This is a genomic window from Streptomyces sp. CNX435 (assembly GCF_059570575.1).
Genome location: NZ_JCANTA010000035.1, coordinates 38634 through 48871 on the forward strand (window position 1 = coordinate 38634; position 10238 = coordinate 48871).

General features: G+C 75.8%; 9 protein-coding genes. 5 read left to right on the forward strand and 4 right to left on the reverse strand.

Going from position 1 to position 10238, the window contains the following annotated elements; genetic code table 11:
- A complete protein-coding gene (locus T328_RS33840) occupies positions 1-1326 on the reverse strand; it encodes an NAD(P)/FAD-dependent oxidoreductase (RefSeq protein ID WP_496500084.1) in 1326 nt (441 codons plus the stop codon).
- Between the two features lie 257 nt (positions 1327-1583).
- Positions 1584-2321 carry a SanA/YdcF family protein gene (locus T328_RS33845; RefSeq protein ID WP_496500094.1) on the reverse strand — a complete coding sequence of 246 codons (738 nt, stop codon included), beginning with the start codon at positions 2319-2321 and terminating at the stop codon, positions 1584-1586.
- A 105-nt stretch (positions 2322-2426) separates the two neighbouring features.
- Between T328_RS33845 and T328_RS33850 the strand changes: the two genes are divergently transcribed.
- Complete coding sequence (locus T328_RS33850) at positions 2427-3209, forward strand: sulfite exporter TauE/SafE family protein (protein WP_496500085.1); 783 nt, start codon at positions 2427-2429, stop codon at positions 3207-3209.
- On the forward strand, positions 3206-3529 hold the full coding sequence (cutA, locus tag T328_RS33855) for a divalent-cation tolerance protein CutA (protein WP_496500086.1): 324 nt from the start codon (positions 3206-3208) through the stop codon (positions 3527-3529). The genes T328_RS33850 and cutA overlap by 4 nt, the downstream gene beginning before the upstream one ends.
- A gap of 64 nt (positions 3530-3593) precedes the next feature.
- Here cutA and T328_RS33860 read toward each other — a convergent pair whose 3' ends face one another.
- Positions 3594-5687 carry a molybdopterin oxidoreductase family protein gene (locus tag T328_RS33860; RefSeq protein WP_496500087.1) on the reverse strand — a complete coding sequence of 698 codons (2094 nt, stop codon included), beginning with the start codon at positions 5685-5687 and terminating at the stop codon, positions 3594-3596.
- A gap of 160 nt (positions 5688-5847) precedes the next feature.
- Here T328_RS33860 and T328_RS33865 point away from each other — a divergent pair, with 160 nt between their 5' ends.
- From T328_RS33865 to T328_RS33875, 3 genes are all read left to right on the forward strand, one after another.
- Positions 5848-6678 carry a sirohydrochlorin chelatase gene (locus T328_RS33865; RefSeq protein ID WP_496500088.1) on the forward strand — a complete coding sequence of 277 codons (831 nt, stop codon included), beginning with the start codon at positions 5848-5850 and terminating at the stop codon, positions 6676-6678.
- 146 nt (positions 6679-6824) lie between these two features.
- The gene (locus T328_RS33870) at positions 6825-7502 is read left to right on the forward strand and encodes a hypothetical protein (RefSeq protein ID WP_496500089.1); all 678 of its coding nucleotides are present in this window, start codon (positions 6825-6827) and stop codon (positions 7500-7502) included.
- A gap of 217 nt (positions 7503-7719) precedes the next feature.
- Positions 7720-8883, forward strand: a complete 1164-nt coding sequence (locus T328_RS33875) for an alkaline phosphatase PhoX (protein WP_496500090.1) — start codon at positions 7720-7722, stop codon at positions 8881-8883.
- Between the two features lie 24 nt (positions 8884-8907).
- Here T328_RS33875 and T328_RS33880 read toward each other — a convergent pair.
- Positions 8908-10238, reverse strand: a 1331-nt coding sequence (locus tag T328_RS33880; protein WP_496500091.1) for a WD40 repeat domain-containing protein, incomplete at its 5' end; no start/stop codon positions are given.

The following is a 10238-nucleotide window of genomic DNA, read 5'->3' on the forward strand; positions in this document are numbered from 1 at the left end:
TCAGGAGCCTCCGAGGTGGTCGGTGAGCAGGTGGTGCAGCGGGGCGTCGGCGGGCAGCGGCTCGTCGTCCTCCCAGGCGCGGGCGAGGTTCCCGACCGCGCCGAGGTCGCCGAGGAGGATGCCGCCGACGAGGCGGTCCTCGCGGACGACGACCTTGCGGTAGACGCGGCGGGTGGCGTCGGCGAGGTGCACGACGTCGTCGCCGGGGGCGGGTTCGGTCTCGCCGAAGGCGGCGAGGTCGAGCGGGCTGTCGGCGGCGGGGAGGGTGAGGCGGGTGAGGGCGCGGGTGCCGGCGTAGCGGTGCGCGCGGCTGCCGCTGGCGCCGGTGAGGACCCGGGCGAGCAGGTCGGCCTGTTCGAGGGCGGGGGTGGCGAGGCCGTAGAGGATCCCGTCGTGCTCGGCGCAGTCGCCGATGGCGTGGACGGCGGGGTCGCTGGTGCGCAGTGCGTCGTCGACGACGATGCCCTTGGCGATGTCGAGCCCGGCGGCCCGGGCGAGCCCGACGCGGGGGCGGACGCCGCAGGCGAGGACGACGAGCCGGGCGTCGAGGACGTAGCCGTCGGCGAGTTCGACGCCGGTGACGGCACGGGTGGCGGCGTCTCCCGGCGGCGCCGGGCTCGTACGCACCCCGCGTACCCGGCACTCCGTGTGCACCTCCACCCCCAGCTCCTCCAGGTGCGCCCGCAGCAGCCGCGCCGCGGCCGGGTCGAGCTGCCGCTCCATCAGCCGCTCCCCCTGCTGCGCCAGCACCACCCGCGCCCCGCGGCGCGCCAGCGCCCGCGCCGCCGAGACGCCGAGCAGCCCGCCGCCGACCACGACCGCCGCCGCGTCGGGCGTCGTCGCCCCGGCGAGCGCGAGGCAGTCGTCCATCGTGCGGAAGGCATGCACCCCGGCGGGCAGCGCGCTGCCGCCCTCGACGTCGTCGAACAGCCCGCGCAGCGGCGGCAGCACCGGCCCGGCGCCGGTGGCCAGCACCAGCACGTCGTACGGGATCGCCCGCCCGTCGTCGCACTGCACCCGGCGCGCGGCACGGTCGACGCGCACCGCGCGCACCCCGCGCAGTGTGCGGACGGCCGGGGCCGCCGGGAGGTCGGGGAGGCGGATCACGCCCGGTTCGTAGCGCCCGGCGAGGACCTCGGCGAGCAGCACCCTGTTGTACGCGGCGTGCGGCTCCTCCCCGACGAGCGTCACCCGCGCCCCCGCGGGCGCCAGCTGCCGGGCGAGCCGGGTACCGGCCATGCCGCCGCCGACGATCACGACGCGGCGCCCCTCCACGGAGGCCGCGGCGGTCGCCGGAGCTGCGGGTACGGACACGGTCGGGCTCATGGGTCCACCCTGCGCCGGGGCCGTTACCCCGCCGCATCACGCCGGTTTCCTGTACGCAACGCTGCCCTCAGCGGCGCCCGCCCGCCGCTGTGAGCAGGGCGCGGGCGGCGCGGGACCGCGCACCACCCGATCTGACCAGTTAGGGACCGATTTTCGTCTGGAACAGCCGATTCATCAGCCCCCAACTGGTCACTCCCGAGGGCCGGGCATAGCAGAGCTGCCAGGAGCACCGGACCTCACCCGACGCACGCCCCCGCCTACCCCGCCGCCACCGCCTCGTCCACGCCCCGCTCCCGCGGGCCCAGGTGGTGCGGGTCCGGCGTGAACGCCACGTCGTACGCCGCCTTCACCGCGCCGGGGATCTCCCGCAGCGCGCCGAAGTACCACGCCCCGCGCCGGGGCTCGTCCACCCCGACGCCGTACGCGTCGATGCCCGCCGCCCGGCACAGCGCCAGCGCCCGGCGGATGTGGAAGCCCTGGCTGACGAGCAGCGCCCGGTCGACGCCGAAGACGCGGTGGGCGCGGGCGCAGCTGTCCCAGGTGTCGAAGCCGGCATGGTCGCGGACGACGGCGTCGGCGGGGACGCCGAGACCGACGAGGTAGCGGCGCATGACGGTGGGCTCGTTGTAGTCGCGGGTGCTGTTGTCGCCGCTGACGAGGATGGCGTCGACCTTGCCCAGCTCGTACAGCTCGGCGGCGGCGTCGAGCCGGTGCGCGAGGTACGGGGACGGCTCCTCGCCCCACAGGCCGGCGCCGAAGACGAGGGCCACCGGCGCGTGCGGCGCCCGCTCGGCGGCCACGACGCGGTCGCCGGCGGCGACGAACAGCCACGCCGAGGGCAGCAGCCCGAGGGCGCAGGCCAGCACCGCCGCGCGCAGCGCCCGCCGCCGCCCGGCCCGGGTACGCGGCAGCCGGGGCGACCGGGGCAGCCGCACCCACGGGCGCCGCTCCCGTACCCGCGCCGCCAGCCGTATCGCCCGGTCCCCCCACAGAATCCCCACGAAGACTCCCCTCCCACCCCCTTGAACGCGCCCCGCACGATCTCTGGTTCCACCCCGCCGACCGGGCCGCCCGCCGCCCCGGGTTACGCTCGCCCGACGATGCCCGACATACCCGTGTTGACCCTGGTCATGCTGTGTTTCGCCGCCGCCGCGGCGGGCTGGATCGACGCCGTCGTCGGCGGCGGCGGGCTGCTGTTGCTGCCCGCGCTGCTCCTCGGTTTCCCGCACCACCAGCCCGCGTATCTGCTCGGTACGAACAAGGCCGTGGCCATCGTCGGCACCTCCGCGGCGGCGGTGACGTACGCCCGCAAGTCCCCGGTCGACGTGCGGCTGGCCGTGCGCATCGGGGCGGCGGCGCTCGCCGGGTCGGCGCTGGGGGCGTTCTTCGCCGCCGGGGTGAGCAGCGAGGTGCTGCGGCCGGTGATCATGGGGGTGCTGCTCGCGGTGCTCGGGTTCGTCGTGCTGCGGCCGTCGTTCGGCACGGACGTCGCGCCCGCGACCGGCCCGGTGACGGCGCGGCGGGTGGCCGTCGCGGTGGTGGTGGCGGGGCTGGGCATCGGCTTCTACGACGGGCTGATAGGCCCGGGCACGGGCACGTTCCTGGTGCTCGCGCTGACGGCCGTGCTGCAGTTGAACCTCGTGCAGGCGTCCGCCACCGCCAAGATCGTGAACGTCTGCACCAACTTCGGCGCGCTGGTGATGTTCTCGGTCCAGGGCACGGTGCTGTGGTCGCTGGCCGTGCCGCTGGCGGTGTTCAACCTCGGCGGCGGCTGGCTCGGCGCGCACATGGCGCTGAAGAAGGGCAGCGGCTTCGTGCGCGGGGTGCTGGTCGTCACGGTCGTCGGGCTGGTCGCCAGGCTCGCCTACGATCAGTGGTCATGACGGACTTCCTGACGGTGCTCACGACGACGGACGCCCGCGAGAAGGCGGAGGCGCTGGCGCGCGGGGTGGTGGAGGCGCGGCTGGCGGCGTGTGCGCAGGTGAGCGCGCCGGTCACATCGGTCTACCGCTGGCAGGGCGCGGTCGAGGAGTCGACGGAGTGGCAGGTGCTGCTCAAGACGACGACGGCGCGGTACGCGGAGCTGGAGGCGCACCTGCGGGCGGCGCACGACTACGACGAGCCGGAGATCATCGCGACGCCGGTGACGCACGGGAGCGCGGGGTATCTGGCGTGGGTCGAGGGCGAGACGACGGCGCGCTGACGGTTCGTACGCGACCTGCCCGGTTCGTACGCGACCTGCCCCCCCGTTCTGTTCCCTCCCCCTGTTACGCCCCCTCCCCCGCCGCCCGCTCCACCCGCACCGCGCACACCTTGAACTCCGGCATCCGCGACACCGGATCCAGCGCCGGGTTGGTCAGCGTGTTCGCGCGCCCGGCGCCCGGCCAGTGGAACGGCATGAACACCGTGTCCGGCCTGATCGCCGCGCTGATCCGCGCCGGGGCGACGGCCCGGCCGCGTCGGGAGAGAACCGCGACCGGGTCGCCGTCGTCGGCGCCCACGCGGGCGGCCAGCTCCGGGTGCATCTGCACGTACGGCCCGGGGGAGGCCGCGTTCAGCTCGCTCACCCGGCGCGTCTGGGCGCCCGACTGGTACTGCGCGAGTACCCGGCCCGTCGTCAGCCACACCGGGTACTCCGCGTCCGTCTCCTCCGCCGCCGGCCGGTGCTGCACCCCCGAGAACCGCGCCCGCCCGTCCGGCGTCGCGAACCGGTCGAGGAACATCCGCGGCGTCGGCTCCCCGCCCTCCGGGCACGGCCAGAACACGCCGTCCTCCGCCTCGATCCGCTCGTACGAGATCCCCGAGTAGTCCGCCTTCCCCCCGGCCGACGCCCGCCGCAGCTCCGCGAAGACCTCCTCCGCCGCCACCGGGAACCCCGCCGCCCGCTCCGGCGCCAGCTTCTCGGCGAGGCCGCGCAGCACGTCGAGGTCGCCGCGTACGCCCGGCGGCGGGTCGACGGCGCGGCGGCGCAGCAGCACCCGGCCCTCCAGGTTCGTGAGCGTGCCGGTCTCCTCGGCCCACTGCGTGACGGGCAGCACGACGTCCGCGAGCGCCGCGGTCTCGGACAGCACCACGTCCGCGACCGCCAGGAAGTCCAGCGACCGGATCCGCCGCTCGACGTGCGCGGCGCGCGGCGCGGAGACCACCGGGTTGGAGCCCATGAGCAGCAGCGCCCGGACCCCGTCCGGGCCGGGGGCGCCGAGCGCGTCGAGCAGCTCGTACGCGCTGCGCCCCGGCCCCGGCAGCGTCCTGGGGTCCACGCCCCAGACGGCCGCGACGTGCCGGCGGGCGGCGGGGTCGGTGAGCATCCGGTAGCCGGGGAGCTGGTCGGCCTTCTGGCCGTGCTCACGACCGCCCTGCCCGTTGCCCTGGCCGGTGAGGCAGCCGTAGCCGGAGTACGGACGCCCGGCGCGGCCGGTGGCCAGGCACAGGTCGATCCACGCGCCGACGGTGTCGGTGCCCTTGGCCTGCTGCTCGGGGCCGCGGGCGGTGAGCACCATGGCCGACTCCGGCGCGCAGAACAGCTCGACGGCGCGGCGCAGTTGCGGTACGGGCACGCCGGTGATCCGCTCGACCAGCTCCGGCCAGTGCGCCATGGCGGTGGCGCGGGCGTCCGCCCAGCCGGTGGTGCGGGCGGCGATGAAGTCGTCGTCGGTGCGGCCCTCGGCGATCACGAGGTGCAGCAGGCCGAGGGCGAGCGCGAGGTCGGTGCCGGGGCGCGGGGCGAGGTGCAGGTCGGCCTGTTCGGCGGTGCGGGTGCGGCGCGGGTCGACGACGACGAGGGTGCCGCCGTTCGCGCGCAGCTCGGTGAAGTAGCGCAGGGCGGGCGGCATGGTCTCGGCGGGGTTGGCGCCGACGAGGACGACGCAGCCGGTGCGGGGGATGTCGGCGAGGGGGAAGGGCAGGCCGCGGTCGAGGCCGAAGGCGCGGTTGCCCGCGGCGGCGGCGGAGGACATGCAGAAACGGCCGTTGTAGTCGATCTGGGAGGTGCCGAGGACGATACGGGCGAACTTGCCGAGCGCGTACGCCTTCTCGTTCGTCAGCCCGCCGCCGCCGAAGACGCCGACGGCGTCCGGCCCGTGCGCGTCCCGGGCGCGGGCGAGGCCGGCGGCGACGCGGTCGAGGGCGTCGGGCCAGGAGGCGGGGCGGAGCGGGGCGGCGGGGTCGTCGCGTACCAGCGGCTCGGTCAGCCGGGCGGCGGAGTCGAGGACGGCGGGCGCGGTGCGGCCCTTGCCGCACAGGGCGCCGCGGTTGACGTCGAACGCCGTGCGCTCCCGTACATCGAGACCGCCTTCGGCGGCGGTGGCGAGCGTCATGCCGCACTGGAGGGAGCAGTACGGGCAGTGGGTGTCGACGTCCATGTCAGTGAGGGTGCGGGACGGATGTCACCCCTGGTGAACGGGGATATTACGGGACGGGTTCGGCGACCTCAGCGGCCGGGGCGTACGGGCGTGAGCAGCCGTCAACACGACGACCCGGCGGTGAAACAGGGGTGCAACGGCGCTGCGCCAGGCTCGCCCTATGACGGCCATTTCACCGCCCCCGGGGACCGCGGCAGAGCTGCTGACCAGGATCACGGCCGAGCTGACCGCGCGGCTGGCCGCGGTGGGCCGGCCGCGCGGGCGCCCGGAGGCGCCGGTGCTGGTGGCGGTGGCGCACGGGAGCCGCGATCCGGAGGCGGTGCGTACGGTACGGGCGCTGCTGGCGGCGGTGCGGACGCTGCGGCCGGAGGTGCCGGTGCGGCTAGGGCACGTGGAGCTGAACGAGCCGCTGCTGCCGGACACGCTGGCGGCGCTGGCGCGGGAGGGCGGCGAGGCGGTGCTGGTGCCGCTGCTGTTCGGCCGCGGCCACCACGTGACGCGGGACATCCCGGAGGGCGCCGCCGCCGTCTCCTTCTCCGCCCGGGTCGCCGCCCCCCTCGGCCCGCACCCCCTCCTCGCCGCCGCCCTCGCCGACCGGCTGGCGGAAGCCGGCTGGCGCGGCGGCGACGGGGTCGTGCTCGCCGCCGCCGGGTCCCGCGCCGCCCGGTCGGCGGCCGACACCGGGGCCACCGCCGCGCTGCTGGCCGCCCGGCTCGGGGTGCCCGTGCTGCCCGCGTACGCCTCCGCAGCCGCGCCGACCGTCGCGGAGGCGGCCCGTACCCTCGCCGCCCGGGGCTGCCGCCGTATCGGGGTCGCCTGCTGCTTCACGGCACCCGGCCTCTTCGCCGCCCGCACCGCCGCGGACGCCCGCGCCCTGGGCCTGCCCGCCGCGGCGCCCCTCGGCGCGCACCCGGCGCTCGCGCGGCTCGTACTCCACCGCTACGACGAGCAACGCGCTGCCTCCCCCTCATCCGCCCGCGCCGCTGCCTGAGTACGCCTCGCGCGATACGGCGGGTCGGGTCGGATCGTGTCCTGTTACGGTGGCGCCCCGGTGTGTTCGGGCATGCGGACACGGGGGCGACGGGGATGACGGGGGGGACGACGGTGCGGGGACGTGGCTGCTTAATATGGGCTGTGGTGGCGGCAGTCGTGCTGGGGGTCAGCGGTTGTAAGGACGTCCGCGAGCCGGGCAGCTCGGTGTTGCCCGAGTCCCCGACGCCGTGCGCCTCGTGGAGCCCGGAGCACACTCCCGCGCCACCGGACCGCACCCGGCTCGCCTACCGTGCCGAAGAGTTCGAGGACGGCTCGGTGGCCATGATCGTGGGCGATGTCGACGCGGCTCCCGAGGACCCCGATGCCGTGCGCACCCTCGACTACCGGGCGCCGGAAGCCGTCACGGAGTGCGAGACGGTGCGGATCGAGACGGTCAGCGACTGGTGGTGCACCACCACCGTCGAGCCGATCGCGGTCGAGGGGGAGATCGTCGAGGGCGGCGCCAAGCCCCGTGCCGAGATCGGCGGCGAGGAGTTCGCCACCGAGTGCCACGGTGAGCTGCCGGGCCGGATGCGGCAGGTCTACGCGCTCGAGCGCGACAGTTGGTCAGGCTGGCGCCACTACGGCGACCCGCAGCACACGCCGTGGACCAGGGCGCAGAGCCAGCAGGGCCCCGCCGTCACGGAGCTGTGCCCGCAGGGCAGGACGGGCACGTACAACTACCGCCTCGCGGTCAGGGTCGAGGTCGACCCCGTCACGGTCGGCGAGTCCTGGGCCGCCAGCCCGCACATCCGTACCGACTGCGGCACCGGCGTGAGCTAGCCGCGCTTTCCCGGCGGATGGCTGGTACTACAGCCGGTGGGGATGTGTGCGCACGGAGTCGGGGGTCCCGGCCCGGCCCTGCTCCCTGCCTGTTGGACTGCAGGGAACCCATGGACGGATGGGTGTTCATGCTCCGTCAACCTCGCAGCTCTAACGTGCGACATGCGGCCCGCGGGCGGCTGTCCCGGGCTCCCCCCACCTCAAGGAGTGGATGGTCGTGGAGCGCCGTTCTTTCCTGCGCGGAGCGGTCGTCGGCGGTTCGGCGGCGGCGTTCGGCGGCAGCCTGTGGATGGGATCGGCCGCGGCGGACCCGGCGCAGCCGGGGACCGGCCCGTACGGGGGTCTGGAGCCGGCGGACGCGAACGGGATCCGGCTGCCCCAGGGCTTCAGCAGCCGGGTCGTGGCGCGCTCCGGACAGCCGGTGGCGGGTACGTCGTACACCTGGCACCCGGCGCCCGACGGCGGCGCCTGCTTCGCCGACGGCGACGGCTGGATCTACGTCTCCAACTCCGAGGTCAACCCCTCCGGCGGCGCCGGCTCGATACGCTTCACCGCCGCCGGCGAGGTGGCGGGCGCGTACCGCATCCTGTCGGGGACCCGGCAGAACTGCGCGGGCGGCAGGACGCCGTGGGACACCTGGCTGTCGTGCGAGGAGGTCGACCGCGGCTACGTCTACGAGACCGACCCCTGGGGCGCGAAGGCCGCCGTGCGGCGCGACGCGATGGGCCGCTTCAAGCACGAGGCGGCGGCGGCCGACCCGGAGCGGCAGGTCGTCTACCTCACCGAGGACGTCTCCGACGGCTGCTTCTACCGCTTCCGGCCCGCCACCTGGGGCTCGCTGTCGGCGGGCACGCTGGAGGTGCTGCGGATGGGATCGGGCACCTCGGGCCCGGTGACGTGGGCGCCGGTGCCGGACCCGGGCGGGGCGTCGGCGGCGACGCGGGACCAGGTGGCGGGCGCCAAGCGGTTCGACGGCGGCGAGGGCTGCCACTACGCGAGCGACGAAGGCATCTGCTGGTTCACGACGAAGGGCGACGGCCGGGTCTGGCAGTACGACGCGGCGGCGGAGACGCTGGAACTCGCCTACGACGACTCCCTCGTCTCCGGCACCGCCCCGCTCACCGGCGTCGACAACGTCACCGGCAGCCGCGCCGGCGACCTCTACGTCGCGGAGGACGGCGGCACCATGGAGATCTGCCTGATCACCCCGGACGACGTCGTCGCCCCGTTCCTGCGCGTCGAGGGCCAGGGCGGCTCGGAGATCACGGGCCCGGCCTTCACCCCGGACGGCACGCGGCTGTACTTCTCCAGCCAGCGCGGCACCTCGGGCAGCTCCGCGGGCGGCCTCACGTACGAGGTGACGGGCCCCTTCCGCACCTGACCGCTCCCGTGCCGGCCGGCGGACTCACCGGGGGGCCTTCCACAGCCGCACCGCGCGGTCCTTGCGGTCGTTGCCCGCGATCAGCTTCCCGTCCGGGCTGAAGGTCACGTCCTCGACCACGCCCTTCCCCTCGTCCTCGCCGGTCTCCAGCAGGGCGCGCGGCTTGCCGTCGGCCACGTTCCACAGCAGGACGCCGCCGCCGAGGGCGGTGGTGGTCGCGAGCGTCCTGCCGTCCGGGCTGAACGCCAGGTCGACGACCGAGGTGAGGTAGTCGTTCCGGAGGGTCGCCTTCCGCCGGCCGTCGGCCGTGTCCCACAGCCGCACCACGCCGTCGCCGTCGCCGGTGGCGAGGGTCTTGCCGTCGGAGCTGAACGCCACGCTCAGCACGGGGAACCTGTGGTCGAGGGCGGCGCGGGGGTCGCCCTGGCCGTACGGTTCCGGGTCGCGGCCCGCGACGTCCCACAGGCGCACCGAGTTCTCCGGGGTGCGATTGCTGCCGGAGTCGTCGCTCGCGGAGGCCAGTGTCCTGCCGTCCGGGCTGAAGGCCACCCCGGAGACGGGCGACTCGTGGTCGAAGTACGCGACGATGTCGTCCGAGCGCTCGGCCGGGTCCCACAGGTACACCGAGCCCGTCCTGCTGCCGAGGGCGAGCAGCGCCTCGCCCTCCGGGGCGAACTCCACGCTCTCGCCGCCCATGTGGAGGAAGTAGAGCTGCCGGCGATCGGCCACGTTCCACAGCCCTGTCGTGCCGGTGGCGCCGCCGGTGGCGAGGAGTCTGCCGTCGGGGCTGAACGCCACGCTGTTGACCCTGGAGATGTTGTCGGCCGGGTCGCGGTTGGTGAAGCCGGTGCGCACCTTGCGGGCGGCGACGTCCCAGAGCCGGACCTTGCCGTCGTCGTCGCCGGTGGCGAGCGTCTTGCCGTCCGGGCTGAAGGCGATGCCGGCGGCACCCTTGGACCGGGCGGGGAAGGCGAGGGTGCCGGTGGGTTCGTACGAGTCGTAGGGGGAGTCCCCCTCCTGCTTGCCGGGGGAGCCGGACGAGCCGGACGAGCCGGACGAGGGCAGGAGGACGGCGAGGAGCACGACGACGAGGACGACCGCGCCGGCCCCGCCCAGCAGCAGGGCCAGCGGCGCGGGCGTCCGGGTGCCGTCGCCGGGGTCCGGGGGGTGGGGCACGGCGCCGGGGGCCGGCGGGGCGCCGGCGGTGACGGTCCGGGTCTGGGCGTACGGGTCCGGGGCGGGCGCCGCCGGAGTGCCGGGGGGCCCGGGGGCGGCGGGAGGGGTGGGTGCGCCGGGCGCGGCGCCCGGCGGGGCGGCGGCGGTGCGCGTGACGTCGCCGGGGGCGGGGGGTGCGG